The organism is Metabacillus herbersteinensis (genome assembly GCF_042433335.1).
Lineage (GTDB): Bacteria > Bacillota > Bacilli > Bacillales > Bacillaceae > Metabacillus > Metabacillus herbersteinensis.
Window position 1 is genome coordinate 87,984 of record NZ_JBHLVO010000013.1, and the last position, 19,883, is coordinate 107,866.

The following is a 19,883-nucleotide window of genomic DNA, read 5'->3' on the forward strand; positions in this document are numbered from 1 at the left end:
TCCACTCACCCTTTTAAGTTTGATTGTTTATATGTTTTTACTTCGAATGAATCTTTAATGATTGCTCTAGCTTGATGGATATCTTCTATTTCTCCAAGTGCCATAAGCTGTGACACAATGTTGCCAATCGCAGTTGCTTCTATTGGTCCTGCACACACCTCTTTATCAGTCACATCTGCAATCAATTGGTTTAGCATTTCATTTTGACACCCTCCACCAATTACATTCACTTTTGGAAATGTCTTTTCGAAGATTTCTTCAATTTCATTGATAGCATGCTTATAACTATCTGCCAAACTATCATATACACATTTTGCAATTTGTCCTGGAGTTTGTGGTACTTGTTGACTTGTTTCTTTACAGAAGCACTGAATTTCTTTAATCATGTTTTCTGGCTTCAAAAAACGATCATCATCAACATTCACAACCGAGCTAAATTCCTTCTCCTCACGAACGAGCTCAACTAAATCAGAAAAAGAGTACTTGTCAGCATAATTCCGTTTTACCTCTTGGATCATCCAAAGCCCCATTATGTTCTTTAGATAACGGAAGCGATAATCGATTCCACCTTCGTTAGTAAAGTTATATTCAAGAGCCTTGGGGACACAAATAGGGAAGCGATTTTCTACACCAATCAATGACCATGTACCAGAGCTGATGTAGATTGTTTCCTCTAATTCAGGTACAGAAATAACTGCAGAGCCTGTATCATGTGTTGCTGGTAGAACGACCTGCATATCAAATCCAAATTCAGATACTAACGCTTCAGATAAATTCCCTAAAATTGTTTTAGGTGGTTTGATATCTTGGAACATCTCTTTATTAATTCCTAATAGGTCTAATATTTCATGATCCCACTTTTTTGTAAAAGCATTTACTAGCTGTGTAGAAGTTGCATTGGTATATTCATTTACCTTTTTACCTGTTAATAAAAAGTTAAAATACTCAGGGATCATAAGAAATGCTTTCGCTTTTTTAAGAACCTCTGGAGATTTTTGTTGTAAAGCATATAGCTGATAAATCGTGTTGAATTTTTGAAATTGAATACCTGTTTCTAAGTAGAGCTTCTCTTTCGGAATGATGTTGAAAACCTCTTCCATCATTCCATCCGTTCTAGGGTCTCGATAAGACACCGGATCTGTTAATAGGTTATTATCTTCATCTAGTAAAACAAAATCGACTGCCCATGTATCGATCCCGATACTTAATGGCTTAACCTCTAACTCCTTGCATTTATTTATTCCTGCTATTATTTCATTGAATAACTTTTCTATATCCCAACAATAATGTTCACCAGAATGAACAATATTGTTTTCAAATCGATGAATTTCGTTTAATTTTAGCTTACCATCTTCGAGATGCCCAAGAATCAATCTTCCACTTGATGCGCCTATATCTACTGCTAAGCAATATTTACTCATTTTCGTCACCCTCTTTATTGAAAACGCTTGCCTTATTTCATAATAAAACAATAAAATAGTAGATCCTTTAACATGAATTAACTATTTTATTGTCCTCATTTGCACATGATTAGTTAGATGGTGTCTGAACAAAAGCGCAAGCGCATTGGTCAGACCCGACAAGCATAAGACGATTATAAATAGAAGGTGTACTTTGCCTTCAATTTGTAACTGACTTATGACCTCGAGGGTCTAGGCGCTGGAGCTGGATGTAAAAACGCAGACTTAGTATCAAATTTTATATGTTAAAAAAAGTTAACTAGAAGAATAATGGTTTTTTAATTGGTGTCAATTTCTTATACAGCAAAACGGAGTAGAAAATCCTGCTACCCCGCTTTCTCTTAAACCATAACAGCCCTGACTTCGACACCTTTTTCTTCTAGTGCCTTACTATATAATTCCTCAATTTTAGAGTCGGTTAGCACACAATTTACTTGCCCGATATCAGTGATATGAGCAAAGGTTCGAACACCAAACTTTGTAGAATCAGCCATAAGAATCGTTTGATCGGCTATCGCCATCATTTGTCTTTTCAATAAAGCTTGCCATTCATTTGAGTCACTCAATCCACCTTCTATGTGTACACCTTTACAGGAAATAAACGCTTTGTTTACATGATACATGTTCAGTGACCTTTCTGCTAAAGGACCAACATATGAAAGGGATTTTGGTAGGAGCATACCTCCTGTGGAGATGACTTTAACCTGATCTTTTTTGCTGAGTTCTACTGCGACTTTAATTGAGTTCGTTATGACTGTTAATGGTAGGTCTGGCATTTCTTTTGCCATATACCATGCTGTTGTACTCGCATCTAAGACAATTTGATCGCCTGGGTGAATGAGTTTTACTGCTTCTATGGCAATGGCTTTCTTTTCCATAGAGTTTGTTATTTCTCTCTCTGCATAAGAAACCTCTGATTGCTCATCTTGAATGCTAACAGCACCACCATGACTTCGGCGCAGTAAATTCTCTTTTTCTAATTTCTCTAGGTCGCGTCTAATGGTTTCTTCGGTTACTTGAAAGATCTTACTTAACTCAGTAACTCGTACGCTTAGTTTTTCATTTACTACTTCAACAATTTTCCGATGTCTTTCTGCTACAAGCATCTAAATCTTACCCTCCCAGTTACACTCACAATGAGGAAATAAATCAAGGTGTATTAGAATTCTTTACCTATTACACCTTGATTTTATCATATTATCTAGTAAATGCTGCTGGTACGCCGCCGTCAACTGTTAGCATACAACCTGTAGTTCGGTCTGATTTAGATGAAGCAAAGAATAAAATTGAGTCCGCAATATCTTTAGGATAGATATTCACTAATAATGTTGTACGTTTGCGATAGTGTTCCTCTAATTGATCTGGGTGAATGCCGTATGCTGCTGCACGTTCCTCGCGCCAGTTTGATCCCCAAATTGCTGATCCTTGAAGAACAGCATCTGGAAGAACAGAATTTACGCGAATACCGAATTCTCCACCTTCTGCTGCGATACATCTTGCAAGATGAGTTTCCATTGCTTTAACAGAGCTGTAAGCAGCTGCATTTTTACCAGCATAAATAGAGTTCTTAGAACCAATGAATACCATGTTTCCGCCAACGCCTTGTGCTTTCATTTGTTTGAACGCTTCACGGGCAACTAAGAAATAACCTGTACCAAGTACGTTCATGTTAAGATTCCATTCTTTTAAAGATGTTTCATCAAAGGGACTTGAAGTAGCAAGACCTGCATTATTTACGATAACGTCTACGCCACCGTAAGATAAAGCTGTCTGCCTGAACGCTGCTTGAACAGCTTCCTCATTTGTAACGTCCATTTTTACAGCAATGGCACGGCTTTCTCCATATTGTTCATTGATTTCTGCTGCTACCTTTTCTGCACCTTCAATGTTCAGGTCAGCAATCACAACATGTGCTCCTTGTGATACAAATTGACGGCAAGTCTCGCTTCCTATACCACCTGCACCACCTGTTACAAATGCTACTTTTCTTGAGAATTCAGCTTCTGCTGGAGCTAATGATAATTTGTAAAGCTCTAATGGCCAATATTCTACATTATAAGATTCATTTTCATCTAAAGAAACAAAGCTTCCTAGAGTAGTAGAACCTTTCATTACTGAAATTGCACGGTGGTATAAAGCACCACTCACGTTTGCATTTGCAACGTTTTTACCCGTGTTAACCATACCGATACCTGGAATTAAAATAACACGTGGAGCCGCTTCAGAAATTTTGTCACCATCATTTTTGTTTCTTTCAAAATAGGCAATATATTCTTCTTTAAAACTTTCAATACCAGTTTTAACTTTTTCTATTAAGCTAGCAACATCTTCTGTTTGCGGATTCCAATCGATGTATAATGGTGTCATCTTTGTGTGAACTAAGTGGTCAGGGCATGCTGCTCCAACTTGTGATAATTCTGGTGCATTATTGCTGTTTACAAATTGTAATACATCTTCAGCATCATCATATGTTAAAAGCATTTTCTTTTCATCACTAACAGCACCGCGAATAACTGGCATCACTTGTGCTAAAACATTTTTGCGGTCTTCATCTGAAAGTGCAGCGTATTTTTTTCCGCCAAATACGTTTTCCTCTACAACTCTCGCCCCAATATATTGTTCTGCTTCATTAATGATTGAAATTGTTTTTTCATAGCTTTCTTCTGCTGTTTCTCCCCATACTACTAGACCGTGTTTTTCCATTAAGACTAGCTCTGCATTTGGATTGTTTTTAACACCTTCAGCGATCATTTTTGATAATGTAAATCCAGGGCGTACATATGGTACCCATACAAAACGATCTCCATAAATCTCTTCAGCAATTTGTCTACCGTTGTCTGCACAGCAAACGCTGATAATCGCATCAGGGTGTGTGTGATCAACATGTTTGAAAGGTAAGAATGCATGTAAAAGTGTTTCAATTGATGCACGTGGGTGCTTGCTGTCGATCATACAGTGTGCAAGGTAAGTAACCATTTGTTCGTCAGGCATTTCTTCACGCTCGATAAGTGAGCGAATGTCTTCCATTTTTAAGCCTGTGAAGTTTTGAGTTTTCATTGTAGCTAAATCTGATCCGCTACCTTTCACCCACATAACTTCTATGTCACGGCCACGGAAATCCTTTTCCATTGTTTTCATTGACGTATTTCCGCCACCCCAATTACATACTGCGCGATCTGTACCGATTAAGTTAGAGCGGTATACCAACTCCTCTACTCCTTGAGGTAATGTTGCAGCTTGCTCTTTATTCCATAAACTTTGAACCATTTTTGTTTCCTCCTCTTAATTGTCCGTTTGTTTGTTTTATAATTTTATTATCTGTTTTTTATTATACAATATCTTTGCTTTCTTTTGAATTTATTTTTGTTTATTTTTGAAATTATTTTCATTTGTCATTCACAAGAAGAAAAAATGCTTTAATAGGTCCATGAACTCCTAAAAAAATAAGGCACGGTATTAGGGAGGAATTTTCTTTGAAGTTTGTTAAATTTGGATGGGAATTGTTGTTGTATTTCTTATTTCATATATAGCTAGTAACATATAAAGAGCTAACCTCATGAGAGGAAAGCTCCTTATTGTTGAAGAACGAACGTATGAAATTAGATAAGAAAATTCTTATTGATCTTCAATTAAATCCACCGTCGTTTATTCATGTTAATAGATTTCAGTGGCATTTGGTGATAACTTCTCAATATGCTTTAAATAGGCTGTAACACGCTTATCTTCTTCGTAAAAATATTCAAAGTTCAGAACATCCGCAACAAATTTTGATTAAAAACACCTCATAAACCCATATTTTACGATAAATTAAAAGAGTCCATTTTGAAAAAAAGATTGATCAAAATGGATTCTTTTTCAGCAGATTTAAGTTTGGTTTTTATTAAAAAGTTTGATCATTTTCTACCTATGATCTTCAACAATAGCGCCCAGATTGTGGAATAGTATGACTGGCGTTTTTTTAACAACTTTATTGTTACTTAACACTTCCCCCCTTAAAGGGAACGCACTAGGCTTAATGGCTTTTTATACTCTCCGTAGAGTTATTAACATTAAATTAATGATAAGTTTCTTGTGATTAGGTTCAACACATGACAACGCCTTGCAGGGAGCATAGAACTCCCTGACAAGCCGACTATATCAACGCTTTGCTTTTGATATAGTAAACTCTTTTTCGTTTTTTTGATTCTTAAAAGAACTTCACAATCTCTTGCACTTGTTACCAGACCACAGCTTGATAAGTGCTTTTATTGTTTAGAATAGGCGTATTTTGAAAATAGCACCTAAAACAGGTGCAATTTACCGATTGAAGTGACAGCTCAGATGAATTCCCAAATATAACCCCTGCCATATCCTATTCATCCCAATTAATACCCTAAAAACATAGAATAAGTTTGTTGGCACAGGATGAATACTATAAAAGTGGTTAAATAATTTTTTAAGTCGTGGTAGTTAAGTTTTTGCAAAATTTTTATCAAGATTACCTCCAAAGAAAAGGTAATGATAAGTTTTATATTACAGTTAAAGGAGAAACTTTATGTCTAAGCATAATAAAAAAATGGCGTTCTCACTGGCTATGGTAATTTTCCCATGGCTATCGGTCCCTTTCATGGGGAAAAATTCATTTTTTAGGTTCTTGCCTGTAGCAAGTTTTACCAATTTGTTCATAAGTGTACTTAGCGTAGTTGCGAATAAGAAAAAGTGGTGGATAAATAAAAATCCTCTGTCTCCAGGTCTTGTAGATTTTACTTATATATTAGGTCCGTTTTTTGTAGCAACACTTTGGATATTTAAATTAACCTATGGCAAATTCTCGAAATACTTAATAACAAATATAGTATTGGACGTTATTAATGCTTACCCTTTTGCCCAAATCTGGGAAAACCTCGGAATATTTAAATTAAAAAAGATGAATCATACGATTTGGTATTTTATATGTGTTGGTTTCGCAATTGTCATTTATGGATTTCAGTACATAATAGAAAAATCGATTAGAAAAACTTCTAGTCCTGTTGCTGAAAGTAGAAGAATCAATGAGTAAATAATCAACTGGAATTGTAGTTTTGGAAACAAGGGGGGAGCTTGTTGAAAGATGAGGAAAACGAACAAAATAGAAGCTGTATTTTGGAGCATTGCTCTTCCCGGTTTTGGTCAACTTCTTAATGGTCAAATTATCAAAGGAATGATTTTCATATTCTTAGAATTCCTTATAAATGTAATGAGTTCTTTTAATAAAGCTATTATGCTTAGCTTTTTAGGGCAAATAAGCGAGGCAGTACAAATAATCGATTATCAATGGCTGATGTTTTATCCATGTGTTTACATGTTTGCAATGTACGACGCCTACAAGAATGCTGGAGATAATACTGGACCTTTTGCTTTTTTACCTTTCGCTTTTGGGGCATATTTCGTTACAGTTGGGCTAATGTATTCAACGAAGTTTACCATGTTCGATGTGTTTTTCGGTCCAATCTTCCTTCCTATGTTATTTTTAATCCCTGGATTATTAGTTGGATTTTTGGTTCGTTATTCATTAAAAAAATATCAAAAAAATTAACGTTTTACACTAATAAAGACGATGATTCCTTAGCGTAGGAAACATCGTCTTTTTTTAAATCAAAATTCACTTTCACTTTTTTTCCACTAATCTTCGTTTTATTCTTTGATAAATTCCTTTGTACTTCTCACTGTATCAATTGGGCGAACTAATTTTTCTATTTCTGCACGTTTAGGTTCTAAGAATGGAGGTAACGATAACCTTTCCCCAAGCGTTTCATAGGGTTCATCCCCCATAAAACCAGGACCATCTGTAGCAAACTCAAATAAAACTTGTGGTGCAACCCTTGCGTATAAGGACTCAAAAAAGTGACGATTTACATATCCGGATGTATGAAATCCAAAACTACTCATCCGTTCGATCCACCCTTCTAATACAGAGCGATCCTCTACTCGGAATGCAGCATGGTGAACCGTACCAAAACCTTGTCGGGCTTCAGAAAGAATGGCATTATATTCTACAATAACTGAGGCACCATTTCCGCCTTCCCCCACTTCAAATAAATGGAATGACCCTTCTTGTTCAGTCTCTTTAAATAATAGAACTTTTTCCATCATTTCTTTAAAGTAATCAAATTTCGCAATTCGAATAAAAACAGGTCCTAAACCAGTAATTGCATATTCTAATGGAATTGGACCTTCTTGCCAAGGTGTACCGGATTCCACCCCTTTATTGAATTCATCTGAAATCAATTGATATTGTTGATCATCAAAATCAACGAAAGAGAGAGTTTTCTTGCCAAATTGCTCTTTGATTCCGGTTTGTTTGATTTCAAGACGATCAAAACGTTTTACCCAATAGTCTAACGCTGCATCACTTGGTACACGGAACGATGTCTTTGAAATTTCGTTTGTACCATGTACGCCTTTCGGAATACCTGGGAAGTCAAAGAAAGTCATGTCTGTTCCTGCACTGCCTTTATCATCTGCAAAGAATAAATGATAAGTTTGAATATCATCTTGATTTACCGTTTTTTTAACTAAACGCATACCTAAAACATAAGTAAAAAATTCATAGTTCTTTTCTGCACTACTAGTAATCGTTGTTACATGGTGGATTCCTTTTAGATGGTTCATATTAAAATCCTCCTTAGAAACTAAATTTAATTTATATCTAATGATCGTAATTTTTCTTCAATCTCTTTTCGATTTGGTTCCAAAAATGGTGGAAGTGCTAGTTTCCCCCCCATTGTTTCCATTGGTTCATCTGCCGTAAATCCCGGTGTATCCGTTGATAATTCAAATAATATACCATTGGGTTCTCTGAAATATAATGCCTTAAAGTAATATCGTTCCACTTTCCCTGAATTCGGTAACCGATAATCCTTTAAACGCACTGCCCATTGATCATATTCTTCCTCATTCGGAACACGAAAGGCAACATGGTGAACACCACCACGACCTAAGCGAGCTCTTGGCAAATCGGGTCTTGTTTCAATATGAACTTCCGCACCACTACCACCTTCACCTGTTGCATAAATCAATATATCAGGGTGATTCCCCTCAAGTGACGGATAGGAACCGACAAATCGAAAACCCATAACCTCTGTTAAAACACCGATTGTTGGTTCTGCAATTCCGACTGTGAGAGTTACTGGTCCTAAACCAATAATTGCATGTTGCAAAGGAATGTCATCCCTTTGCCAAGGAACCCCTGCTCTCACACCTTTTTCACCATTATCGGCTACTAGGATTAAACAAGTCCCCTCGAAATCTATGAAAGCCAATGTATCACGATTTGCTCTTTTTTGAATATCATCATGTTCAACCCCGTATTGTTTAAAACGTTCTTTCCAAAATAACAATGAATCTGAATTTACAACCCTTAGTGATACAGTAGAAATATCCGATGTACCCCTGTATGTTTGTCCAAGATGAGGAATGTCAAAGAACGTCACATCAGTCCCAGGGGTTCCCTCCGCATCAGCATAGAAAAGATGGTAGGATTCCGTGTTATCTTGGTTAACTGTTTTCTTTACCAATCTCATTCCTAAAATTTTTGTATAAAATTCATAATTTTTTTCCGCTTTTCCTGTTAATATTGATACATGATGTAATCCTAATAGTTCCATCTCATTTCACTCCTTTTACAATCTTTGCATACCATTCGGCTGCAGATTCTACTTCTTCAATGATTAATTGATGTTCCCTATTTTCCCAATGAAGCTCTACATTTGCCCTAGCTTTTTCTAATAAAGATTCCAGTTCAACTGATTCCGATGGTGATATTAATGGATCGTTTGTTCCAGCCGTAATAAAGACTGATTTTCCTGATAAAACAGGAAGGTCCATACCTTTAATCGGTACCATCGGATGGTGAAGAATTGCGCCCTTTAAAGCATTTTGATAGTGAAATAATAAACTTACAGCGATATTCGCACCATTTGAATAGCCAACTGCAAAAATATTATTTCGGTCAAAATCATATTTTTGTGCTGCTTCGTCAAGAAATTCATTTAATTCTTTTGTTCGAAATTTTAAATCCTCTTCATCTAATACTCCCTCTGCTAATCTTCGGAAAAAACGTGGCATTCCATTTTCCGATTCATTTCCACGGATACTTAATATTGAAGCCTCATCATCAATTTTTCCTGCAATAGGTAAGAGATCTAGTTCATTTCCTCCAGTACCGTGAAGCAGTAATAAAAGTGGGTTTTAAAGGAATCGAGCCTTTTTGAAATATATGTTTCATTATTTTCTCCCCTTTCAATACAAGAAGATATTCTCTTCATTAAAACCTGGCTATAATGGTAGGATGTTTGTTCCATTTAATTAGACTGACCTTATTTTGTCCTTTTGAAAATTGATAACACATGTCTAGTAAATATATTTTTAAATATATAGCTTTAATTCGAGATATTTTAGAATAAAAATGGATCTAAAGCATATTGACCAGGTCCTATTAAAGCTATACCAATAGCAACTACAAGCAATGTTAGGTTGTACTCATATCCATTTTCTGTTTCCCATAAACCATTAGGCACATGAACCTTAATGATAGCCATCGCCATAGTCCCTGCAATCAAAATTCCTGCAAGTGGTGTTAAAAGTCCTAAAGCAAACAATATGCCACCAACAAATTCTGCCAATCCTGCAAAAAGAGCCATGGTTACTCCAGGTTTCATACCAATGGATTCAAACCAACCTCCGGTACCTTTTAACCCATAGCCACCGAACCAACCAAACAATTTTTGAGCACCGTGACCCACAAATAGTAAACCAATTACCAAACGAATGATTAATAAACCAATATTTATCATCTTAAAATCCTCCTAAATGTAATTTATCTCGAATTCGAGATAATGTATTAAAAAAAATGAAGGTTTAAACTTCATTCCTTACTTTTGTCAAAAGATGCACCAATGTCTCAGCTTCATCCGAATTTAATGAATCAAACATACCATCAACTAACTCATGATATTTCGGCATTATTTCCTTCATCAACTCATTTCCATCATCAGTTTATATTACCTAATTGATCAGGTGTAATATCTTTAGATTCAATGATTTTCGAAGAACATACATACATTACGTAAAAGGAAATATCAGATTGTTCACTAATTGTATATATACCGAGACTATTAATGACTTGCTTAACTTTCTTTCCTATTAGTGCACCCTTATAATAACTGTTCAAGGTTTTATTATTAATATATAAATATTTATATGTTTCCTCATCATTTAAGAGAGTTGAAGGTCGTGCTCTCGCATAATTAGGTTTTTTTAACAGTATAGATATTAAGCATTGAGCAAGAAAAGGTATACTGACTATTTTTTCTTTTGGCTTTCCTTCATTTTTATAAAAGTTCTTTCTACGATCATAGAATAAATCTTTTGTTTTCAAATAATTTTCAATTTCTCTGTGAATTTTGTCTGTTCCTCTTAAAATTGCTTTTGGGATAGATGTTTGACTGTTTGTTGCTAAGATAATCGCATCTCGTGAAGCCTCATTATTTGGAACAATTATCCGAAGTAGAACTCTTCTAGCTTCATGATATTCAGCATTCTCTTCTTTTTTCGAGGTGAAATAATTATATATTTCTGTGGTAGTTTGTAATCCATTAACAACTTCAGGATTTTTAATTTCAAACACTTTAGTAGATTTTTAATCAATCTTATTAGCTAGCATAGTAATTCCGTTGTTTAGGCACCAAAAATCTTCCTCATAGACCTTTTTACCTAAGGTTTCAGCTATTTCCTTGTTCACAGTGGTTTTGCCTTGATAATCTCTGACATTTGCTTCAAAAATATGTTTTATCAGTTTTTCATCTTCATTTGTTATGAAATCAAAGTACTGATTTAAATCAGCTAGAACAATGTATTCCTTTTCTTCTGTTATAATTATTGGTGATTCAGAAATATGTAAAACAAAATCTGTTTTCGAAGGAGCATCATATAGTGTTAAAATTTCTTGAGCATCAATGAAATTTACTGTCACATTTGTATTAGGGCTAGGGTATAACTTTTTAAGTTTTGTTTTTACCTCTTCAGCTTGTTGCTGAACATTAACATGTATTTCATTTCCTAATTATACATAAATAAATTTAAAGTTCACTTTAGGTGACTTAGTTATTAATTCTAGAAAGGTATTATGGAACCTATCAAAAAATTCTAACACATCATTGTTGTATCTCTTTGTAAAATCTGTGTTTTTAAAAGTATCTAATGAGAAAAGATTGTCAACAACACTCTTCCATTTATCAAAAGCACTTTCTCTGAAAGAATTCTCAAATTTTGATTGAATTATGTATAAATCTACATCAGGATTCTTTTTTATATTTTCAAGAGGTGTATCATCTAGAATTAATTCATCGTTAACAAATAAAAAAAGGCCATCGCACCCACCGTCATTACCACTTCCAGTTATACCCTTTTCAAGCTCCTCATCGCTCAAATCATAAGTTCTCAGAATTAAATCTACTGAAAAATATTCAAAGTAATCGAGTAGTTTTTTATTGAACTGACCATTTTTAGCGAGTTTCTCATTCTCTGTCTCCGATAAACTTTCTTGAAAGCTTTTTTTTATTAACTCTTTTGAAATAAGTTAAGAATTATCCAACATTTTCCCCATTATATTCGACTCCCTATATATTCTTAATTAAAGATGCTCCATTTCCTCAATATTACATTGAATCTATTTATTCCACAATCTGGCCCGATTGCTGAATAAAAAAATCCTGCATATCAATACAAGACTTTTGATCAAACTTTATAATAAATTATCAATCTTTACTTTATTTTAAATCAACAATTGTTATAGTGGGACAAACTTTAGGATATACTTCCTACGCTGATATCATAAACAAAAACACTCGACTACTTTATAAAAGAGCCGAGTGTTCCACATAGAACATATATACATTTCGAAGTTCTCTTACTTCACAAAAAGCATTAGCGGTGATATCAGTTCATTTCGACTATTTTTTTAGTAATCTCATATCTTCAAGCTCTAGTCGTTTTGTTGTTTCTAGTTGAAGCTTATCACCAAACTTAAATCCAATTTCCTTCATAAACAACGGTCCATTATACACAAATGTATGATACTCTCCTGCCTCTCCCATTGGACAGACATTTTTATCCTTGATATTCTCAACGAATTGTTGATCAATCTCTTGCCCAAGCCACGATTCTTCAAGTACTTCCTCCTTAATTCTAATGATCACTGCCTTATAACCAGAATCTACAAAAGCTTGAAGTGCAAGTGGTGCATGTTGTTTTTCCATCCATAGAGGATAAATAGCTTCTAGTTCTGCTGCCTTTGTCACTTCCTCGCCCCAGTTCCGGTGTCCATCAAGATACAAGTCCCCGAATGCTACACTTGTAAGAGCATATTTTTCCTTTAACTTTATTAAAGAATCTATGAAACTTTGCGTATATCCTTCAAATGTACATTCTATAAAATGAACGGGGATCCCTAGAGCATCGCTTTGACATTTGATTGCTTCCGTTTTTTCTCCATGGCCAAATGTTCTCCCAATTTCAGATGGAACAGTTGTGATCAGACAAACAATTTCATGCCCTTGTTTTGTTAACGAATGTAACGCCATACAGCCGTCTTTTCCTCCGCTCCATGATAGAGCAATTCTTTTTTTCATTTTTCCCACCGTCTCTTCTACAATTATTTCATTCTATTAATACCTGAATTGCTTTCTTTGAAAACAAGAAATTGACTTATGCATATCATTTTACATCTTTTGTTCACGGCTAGCTCAAAAAACAATAGTTCGTTTTTGCTGAATGTCGATTTTTCCCATACAAAAACACCTCCGCTACATGTACTTTTTTCATTGTACATATTACGAAGGTGTTATTTATTGTCTCATTTTTTTAGCATAGCTCAGTCCCAATTTAGCCTTGGGTACTTTCTTTTTATAAACAAATTCCGTTTAATAAGTAATCAACTGATCTATTCTACACCCGGAAACCATCCAGGCGAATGAATAATTGCCTTCCACAAGGGATCTGGTACATCCAGCTCATGCTGATGATTCTTGTTTATTTTGGTTACGATTTCTGATTCTCTACCTTGCTCTACTTTTTGCACCCACTCAGGATCGATAATCAGTTCACGTGCCAATGCGATTAATGTGACTCCCGTTTCCAAAGCTTTTAACGCATCATCTGCTGAATAAATGGAGCCGACACCGATTACTGGAACTCGGTCACCTACACGCTCCTGAATGATTTCAATGCGTGAACGTGTTTCAACAACTCCTCGTTTAGGTGTTGACCAGAAATCCATCAATGAAACGTGAAGATAATCAAGGTCTTTTTCTGCAAGTGCATCTATTAGTGCTAGTGTGTCAGCCATAGTTATTCCAGGTGTTTCAGGTTCCTCAGGTGAAAAACGATATCCAACCAGGAAAGGCTCCTTCGCATATGCAGCAACAACTTTCTTGACTTCATCTACAACCGCCATCGGAAAAGTTAGACGTTTTTCAAGAGTGCCACCCCATCTGTCTTTACGACGGTTGGAATGAGGGGAAAAGAATTGCTGAATCAGGTATCCATTGGCACCATGTATTTCAACTCCGTCATAACCTGCTTCAATCGCTCGCCTGGTTGTTTCTCCAAAATCGCGAATAATAGATTCAACCTCTGTTTCAGTCAATGCCCGTGGAACGGGTTTTCCTTCACCTTCTGAAGGAATATTACTCGCACTAACAACATCTCTATTCGGCACTAATTCAGGTGGAACCTCGCGGCCTCCATGAAAGATTTGCAAAATCGCTTTAGCACCCTTCTCTTTAATCGCTGATGCTAGACGACGTAAACTTGGAATCATTTCATCACGATCCCCACCAAATTCACCATGAAATCCTTTACCATTAACTGTCACATAGGTACATGCCGTAATGACCATCCCTACGCCATTGGAACGTCGTTCATAATACTTAACTTCCTCATCTGAGACGATCCCATCAGGATTTGATGAGAAATTTGTCATCGGTGCCATGACAATGCGATTTTTTAATTGAATCCCTTTTCCGATGTTAAATGACTCAAATAATGGTGCATATTTTATATTCATCATGTCTTTACTCCTCCACCTTTTTCAATTCTATAAAATCGGAAAAACTTACTTTACCCACACTACAACTTGATTCAATTTTTTCCTTGTTTTTGGCCGCTGTGGATCTGCCACTCGGAAACCGAAAGCTACTATGACAGATACTCCTAGCTCACCGTTTTCCAACATTCCCTGTTTTTCTAGAATTTTGTTTACAGCATCATAATCGAATCCTTCTATGGGACAAGAATCAATGTCGATTTGTGCGGCTGCCGTCGTCATATTGTCCAAAGCAATGTAGGTCTGTCTACATGACCAATCTAGCATGGCTCTCTCATTGCCCTTCCGTTTTACACGTGCTTTGAAATTAATTCTGTCAAAGCTTCTTTTGGTTGAAAGCCAATAACCTTATCTACAGCAACTCCGTCTTTGAAAAGAATCAACGTTGGAATGCTCATGACGCCAAAAGCTCTTGTTGTTTCTGGGTTTTCATCTACATTAAGTTTGATAATCCCAACTTTATCACCTATTTCACCATCGATTTCCTCCAACATAGGTGCAATCATTTTACAAGGACCGCACCATGGCGCCCAAAAATCTACTAACACTAATCCATCTTTTATTTCAGTGGTAAAAGTTTGATCTGTTACGTGTGAAATAGCCATTATAATTTCCTCCAATATTATTTTTTTTATTTTAAAAAAAACACTTTTTTGATTTTCTCACCAAATAGATGAAGATTACCTTTTTGCATCAAAATCCCCAATTCTGTTTCCACTGATTAGAAATTCAGATTTCTTGGTATACACTTCTGGAGTTTTTTTAATGGATGCTAAATTCGCAGATAATTCCATAAACCACTGCTTATCTTTTGATAGTAAAGCCAAATCGATTAATGTTAAAAGGTGACTTTCATTACTAACTGTTAAATCGGGCAGCTTTTCAGTCCATTTATTTAGGATCCAAATCGATTTGCCAATCGCTATTTCATTGTCACTTTCTACCACATTTACTTTTACAATTCCTTGGTTAGAGTCTACGGTTTCAACAAACCCGTGGATCAGTTCTCCATCTTTCGACCTACCCTGTACCCAATCCCCATTTTCAAATCGATATTTATCGGCCATGGTTATATACACCCCTTAAATGTTATAAAAAAAGTTACAGTTTATTTTTAAAAAAAGAGTCTACCATCTATTTCGTGTCATACTGTAATAAAATAATGTACAGTATAGACAAAAGAAAAAACTAAATCATGGACACAGTTTAATTTTTTCTAAAACAGAACTAAGAGTAATATTCTCTAAATATTTTTCAAAATACAATTCAGCCTCATTGAAAATTTGATCCATAACCACCTGGGTATTAGACGATACAACACAATTTTGCTCCGGATCACCTGTGCACCAGTTTGGTTTTAGGCTGCCACGTGAAACTGTACGATAAATATCTGCCAAAGATACCTCTTGAGGGTTACAGTCGAGAATATAGCCACCGCCGATACCTTCTTTTGTCTTAACAAATCCATGATTGCGCAAACAGCTCAATATCTTGCGAATCCGTGCCGCGTTTGTACAAACATTTGTAGCGATTGACTCACTACTAGCCATATGATCTGGTAAATAAGCTAAAAAGACTAAACTATGCACTCCTATTGTAAAATCACTATTCACTTTGATCGCTTCCTCCTCAAGAAGATTACTGTAATTTTAATATTTACAGTTTATAAAGTCAACAAAAATAACTCGATGAATTAATTCCACTTTAGTCCTTAATTCTATTTTAACAAATTAACAACGAAAATTATTCTTACTCTCATAGATTCTTCTAAAAACAGAACCCTCTTCCATTCGGATGAGGGCTCTCTAACCCTATATTAGTTGAAGCAAGGTTAGCTAATTCAGACTTAAAAAGTGGGTTGGTTTTTATACAGCTTAAGCTGATATCATAAAAAACACTCGGCCACTTTATAAAGAGCCGCGTGTCACATAGAACTTATAATAATTTTAAATCGAAGTTTGTATTCCCCGTTAAATATTCTTCTACTTTACTCCACATTAACTACTTGCTCTATTAATGGTCCTTCTTCTTTTAATTTAAATAGCGGAACAACAAATAATGTACCGATTAGGAACAATATACCTGAGACCAAATAAACACCGGATAAAGACAACGGGGTTTTTAAAAGTCCTGAAACTGACATCCCGATGACCATCATTCCCATAAATAAAGGGTTGAGTACACCATTTACACGTCCAACGAATGATTCATCAGTCCCTTTTAGGATTAAAGTATTAATCCCTATATGGATACAAGGGAAAAACATGCCGTTTAATATTTGTAATAGAATGGTTAGTAGTACACTTGTAGACCACCCAATACCAATCGTGAAAATCATACTTGCAAAGATACCGATAGCAAGAAGCTTTTGTGGAGATATCTTCTTAGAAAAAGCGACCACCACACCGCCCCCAATTAACATACCGGCTCCATTAGCCATAAGTAACCATTGAAGAAAGTCCTTTGACATACCCAGGTTTTCTATAGTAACGAAAAGCATTAGTGGTGATATGAGCCCAACTGCTAAACCGCATACTGCAAATATAGCACCCATTGATTTAAGTACCTTCTTAGACATAACATATCGAAAACCATCCATCAGCTCTTTTTTGAAGTCGCTTTGAACTTCTACTTTTTCCTTCACGGTATCTCGAGGAAGAAACATTAGCACTAAAGCAGAAAGCAAAAACATAACACCCATGACGGTAATAGAAATAAAAATACCATATTTTTGATAAACAAAGGTTCCTACAACTGGACCTATGATCATAAACATGGCCATCAAAGATTGGAAAATGGCCATGGCGGATTGCAATTGATCAGCTGGTACATGCTGTTTTAACAATCTCATTGCAGACGGCATTGAGAACTGTGATAAAATCGCTGACACAAGAGTAGCAAAAAAGATGGCATACCACGAACCATAAATGAGAGTTAGCAGCACAACAAAGATCGACACCGCAGACAACACATCACACCAAACCATTGTAAGTTTAGGTTTCCACCGGTCTGCGAAAGTACCTCCAATAATAGAAAAGATAAAGATAGGTGCAAACTCTGCAATTGAAATTAACGAAACATAGATCGGATTGTTATTTGTAATGTCTGTGACATATAATAAAATAGCAAAATTCCTTACCCATATACCAAGTTGCAGTAAAAGGTTTGAAGCCATAATCGCTTGAACAATTCGATTAGCGAATATACTTCCAGTAGGTTGCCCTTTCGGTAAAGACAAACCATCATTACTATTAATATCCAAATTAATCATACCTTTCCAAACATACAATTTTCACTAAAACTTATAACAAAAAGCGAGTTTCTGATCGCTAGCAACTCTTATTTACTTCAGCCATTTATCTTTAGCATCTTTTTGTTCAAAATCAAGCTGTGTTTGTTCTACAAATTCTATAAAGGGGTTGAAATACCCTTACCTCCTCTTGGTACTAGTGTATTGATTCTCTCCATTCCAATGAGTAGTGGTTTCGCGCGCTGAATAAGGGTTTGAGTTACTTCCAGCAAGAGTGAGGCTTGATGAGCACTTTCATTTTTCCAAACCTCATAAACAAATACTGCATTAGAGTCCTCATCTGAAACATTCACGATGTATAGTTCACAATCAATTATATTCTCCATTGACGCTGCTGCTTCTAACAAAATATCTACTAATGTGTCACGTTCTCCCTCTTTTGCTATAAGCTTACCGAACAAGCTAAATTTACTCATGTTAATACCTCCATTATTTCACTTCACAATATCTATTCCACATAATTAGGTTTATTACCTTTTTTATGATTCATTTACTAATTTGATCTCAAAATAACTAGTAATTAATCAGAGTTTAAGTATATTCCTTTTAATATCGTTTTAAACTTACCTGATATGAAATGAAATGAAATGAAATTAGATGCAATTGAGCAAAAAAAAGTTAACACATTAAAAAATCCTCTTCTATTAAGATGAAGATTTTTGTTGTCCTTTATTTTTACTTTTGTTAGTGGAAAATCTTTTTTCCTAAAGCTTCTATTCCACTTACTGAAAAAGAATGTACGGGACAACTCTTTATTGATTCGAATAGGTTTCTTTTAAAAACCTTACAGATTGGTTAATTAACTCTTTTAAAACATCAATATCAATATCTGTTACTTTATTGATGTATACACACGCTTTTCCAGATGTGTGTTTTCCAAGGTCCTTCAACAATTCCTCTCTTTTTGTGTCTCCCGTCGCAAAATACAAACTGATTTTTGCTTTTCGAGGTGAAAAGCCAACTAGTGGTGCATCGCCTTCATGACCGGATTCATATTTATAATGATATGCACCAAATCCAATGATACTCGGTCCCCACATCTTCGCCTTATACCCTGTCGTTTCAGTAAAGATATCTAATAATTTATATGCGTCTTCACGCTTTTTAGGGCTTTCGACATTTTCGATAAACTCAATAACATTGCTTTCGGTTTCTTTTGTTTTTAGTTCGTACAAAATGTTCTCTCCTTTTCTATAGTACAAGTTTATAACTTTTTAGCAGTTTAATAACTGAACTAAAAACTTCGACAATAAAAGCTTTTTCATTCTGCAACTATCATGGCATTAAAAGTAATGGTAGAACAAGGCTCTTTTATCCCTAAACAAAAAAACGCTATTCTTTCTGTAATATGGTGGAAAGGATGGTGTTTTTTAAGTCCCGAGTTGTTTCGGATGAACTGAACCTCTTTTCGCAAGAATTACAACAATCATTGTTTCCTCATGTTCACAAACAATTGGCCCAAAAGGTAGGTTTATATTCAATGGACTAGTAAGTATCAAGCCAAACATTTAGTGGCGTTTTGTGCGTGTGGTTAAGCCAATACCTCAGATAGAAATAAAATTAATTATATAACAGTATTGAAATTTTAAATCTGTTATAGTACAATGAATTTAATAAAATAATAAATGGGGGTAGTAAAAATGTTAACTTTGGAGTTTTACCGTCACTTACCGAAAAAAGAATGTCGTGAATGCGGATGTGAAATTAAAGAGCAACATGAATCCTATTTATATGAATGTGAGCGTTGTATGGGTAAACATGAGGAGTAGATAATACTAAGGTTCTGGTATAAAAACTGAAGATAAAAATAGAGTGTGAAACTAAAAATAATTGTAAACAAAAGGTGTTTCTTATAAGAAACACCTTTTGTTTACATAGTCATTTTAATAATCAGTATAAAAAGGATCTTCGACTTTTAAAGCACCGCTGTCATCCCACGGTGACCAATCTTCTATTTCATCGCAAGAACACGGTTGGTTTTCTTAGGGTA

Annotated in this window: 18 protein-coding genes and 3 pseudogenes; 3 read left to right on the plus strand and 18 right to left on the minus strand. The window is 35.3% G+C overall.

The window, feature by feature from the left end; genetic code table 11:
- Nucleotides 1–5: 5 nt before the first annotated feature.
- From rhaB to ACFFIX_RS15540, 3 genes are all read right to left on the minus strand, one after another.
- The gene (gene rhaB, locus ACFFIX_RS15530) at nucleotides 6–1,421 is read right to left on the minus strand and encodes a rhamnulokinase (protein ID WP_378935543.1); all 1,416 of its coding nucleotides are present in this window, start codon (nucleotides 1,419–1,421) and stop codon (nucleotides 6–8) included.
- A gap of 380 nt (nucleotides 1,422–1,801) precedes the next feature.
- Nucleotides 1,802–2,566: a DeoR/GlpR family DNA-binding transcription regulator gene (locus tag ACFFIX_RS15535; RefSeq protein WP_378935545.1), complete on the minus strand. Its 765-nt coding sequence runs from the start codon at nucleotides 2,564–2,566 to the stop codon at nucleotides 1,802–1,804.
- 91 nt (nucleotides 2,567–2,657) lie between these two features.
- Nucleotides 2,658–4,727, minus strand: coding sequence for a bifunctional aldolase/short-chain dehydrogenase (locus tag ACFFIX_RS15540; protein ID WP_378935547.1), 2,070 nt, complete (start codon nucleotides 4,725–4,727; stop codon nucleotides 2,658–2,660).
- A gap of 1,267 nt (nucleotides 4,728–5,994) precedes the next feature.
- On the opposite strand from ACFFIX_RS15540, the gene ACFFIX_RS15545 reads away from it, so the two are divergent.
- Both ACFFIX_RS15545 and ACFFIX_RS15550 read left to right on the plus strand, forming a co-directional pair.
- Nucleotides 5,995–6,498, plus strand: coding sequence for a hypothetical protein (locus tag ACFFIX_RS15545; RefSeq protein ID WP_378935549.1), 504 nt, complete (start codon nucleotides 5,995–5,997; stop codon nucleotides 6,496–6,498).
- A 51-nt stretch (nucleotides 6,499–6,549) separates the two neighbouring features.
- Nucleotides 6,550–7,014: a hypothetical protein gene (locus ACFFIX_RS15550; protein WP_378935551.1), complete on the plus strand. Its 465-nt coding sequence runs from the start codon at nucleotides 6,550–6,552 to the stop codon at nucleotides 7,012–7,014.
- Between the two features lie 98 nt (nucleotides 7,015–7,112).
- On the opposite strand, the gene ACFFIX_RS15555 is transcribed toward ACFFIX_RS15550, so the two are convergent.
- The 15 genes and pseudogenes from ACFFIX_RS15555 to ACFFIX_RS15625 all read right to left on the minus strand — a co-directional run bounded on the left by ACFFIX_RS15555 (nucleotide 7,113) and on the right by ACFFIX_RS15625 (nucleotide 19,068).
- Entirely contained in the window at nucleotides 7,113–8,090 is a 978-nt protein-coding gene (locus tag ACFFIX_RS15555; RefSeq protein ID WP_378935553.1) for a ring-cleaving dioxygenase, read from the minus strand.
- 26 nt (nucleotides 8,091–8,116) lie between these two features.
- Nucleotides 8,117–9,085, minus strand: coding sequence for a ring-cleaving dioxygenase (locus ACFFIX_RS15560; RefSeq protein ID WP_378935555.1), 969 nt, complete (start codon nucleotides 9,083–9,085; stop codon nucleotides 8,117–8,119).
- Nucleotide 9,086: 1 nt separating this feature from the next.
- Nucleotides 9,087–9,705: pseudogene (locus tag ACFFIX_RS15565) on the minus strand (alpha/beta hydrolase).
- Between the two features lie 169 nt (nucleotides 9,706–9,874).
- Complete coding sequence (locus ACFFIX_RS15570; RefSeq protein WP_378935557.1) at nucleotides 9,875–10,273, minus strand: DoxX family protein; 399 nt, start codon at nucleotides 10,271–10,273, stop codon at nucleotides 9,875–9,877.
- Between the two features lie 197 nt (nucleotides 10,274–10,470).
- Nucleotides 10,471–11,451 (minus strand): annotated as a pseudogene (locus tag ACFFIX_RS15575) (AIPR family protein).
- 90 nt (nucleotides 11,452–11,541) lie between these two features.
- Nucleotides 11,542–11,907, minus strand: a complete 366-nt coding sequence (locus tag ACFFIX_RS15580) for a hypothetical protein (protein WP_378935559.1) — start codon at nucleotides 11,905–11,907, stop codon at nucleotides 11,542–11,544.
- A 523-nt stretch (nucleotides 11,908–12,430) separates the two neighbouring features.
- Nucleotides 12,431–13,108: a Dph6-related ATP pyrophosphatase gene (locus tag ACFFIX_RS15585; RefSeq protein WP_378935560.1), complete on the minus strand. Its 678-nt coding sequence runs from the start codon at nucleotides 13,106–13,108 to the stop codon at nucleotides 12,431–12,433.
- Between the two features lie 311 nt (nucleotides 13,109–13,419).
- Complete coding sequence (locus ACFFIX_RS15590; protein WP_378935562.1) at nucleotides 13,420–14,547, minus strand: NADH-dependent flavin oxidoreductase; 1,128 nt, start codon at nucleotides 14,545–14,547, stop codon at nucleotides 13,420–13,422.
- Between the two features lie 45 nt (nucleotides 14,548–14,592).
- Nucleotides 14,593–14,862, minus strand: a pseudogene (locus ACFFIX_RS15595) (nitroreductase family protein); the annotation flags it as partial.
- 11 nt (nucleotides 14,863–14,873) lie between these two features.
- On the minus strand, nucleotides 14,874–15,188 hold the full coding sequence (trxA, locus tag ACFFIX_RS15600; protein WP_378935564.1) for a thioredoxin: 315 nt from the start codon (nucleotides 15,186–15,188) through the stop codon (nucleotides 14,874–14,876).
- 75 nt (nucleotides 15,189–15,263) lie between these two features.
- Nucleotides 15,264–15,650, minus strand: coding sequence for an IDEAL domain-containing protein (locus ACFFIX_RS15605; RefSeq protein WP_378935566.1), 387 nt, complete (start codon nucleotides 15,648–15,650; stop codon nucleotides 15,264–15,266).
- Between the two features lie 126 nt (nucleotides 15,651–15,776).
- The gene (locus ACFFIX_RS15610; RefSeq protein ID WP_378935568.1) at nucleotides 15,777–16,196 is read right to left on the minus strand and encodes an RrF2 family transcriptional regulator; all 420 of its coding nucleotides are present in this window, start codon (nucleotides 16,194–16,196) and stop codon (nucleotides 15,777–15,779) included.
- Nucleotides 16,197–16,570: 374 nt separating this feature from the next.
- Complete coding sequence (locus ACFFIX_RS15615) at nucleotides 16,571–17,788, minus strand: MFS transporter (protein WP_378935603.1); 1,218 nt, start codon at nucleotides 17,786–17,788, stop codon at nucleotides 16,571–16,573.
- Between the two features lie 203 nt (nucleotides 17,789–17,991).
- Complete coding sequence (locus tag ACFFIX_RS15620; protein WP_378935570.1) at nucleotides 17,992–18,309, minus strand: putative quinol monooxygenase; 318 nt, start codon at nucleotides 18,307–18,309, stop codon at nucleotides 17,992–17,994.
- Between the two features lie 336 nt (nucleotides 18,310–18,645).
- The gene (locus ACFFIX_RS15625) at nucleotides 18,646–19,068 is read right to left on the minus strand and encodes a DUF1801 domain-containing protein (RefSeq protein ID WP_378935572.1); all 423 of its coding nucleotides are present in this window, start codon (nucleotides 19,066–19,068) and stop codon (nucleotides 18,646–18,648) included.
- A gap of 465 nt (nucleotides 19,069–19,533) precedes the next feature.
- On the opposite strand from ACFFIX_RS15625, the gene yhfH reads away from it, so the two are divergent.
- Nucleotides 19,534–19,662 carry a protein YhfH gene (yhfH, locus tag ACFFIX_RS15630; protein WP_378935574.1) on the plus strand — a complete coding sequence of 43 codons (129 nt, stop codon included), beginning with the start codon at nucleotides 19,534–19,536 and terminating at the stop codon, nucleotides 19,660–19,662.
- The last annotated feature ends 221 nt before the right edge of the window (nucleotides 19,663–19,883 follow it).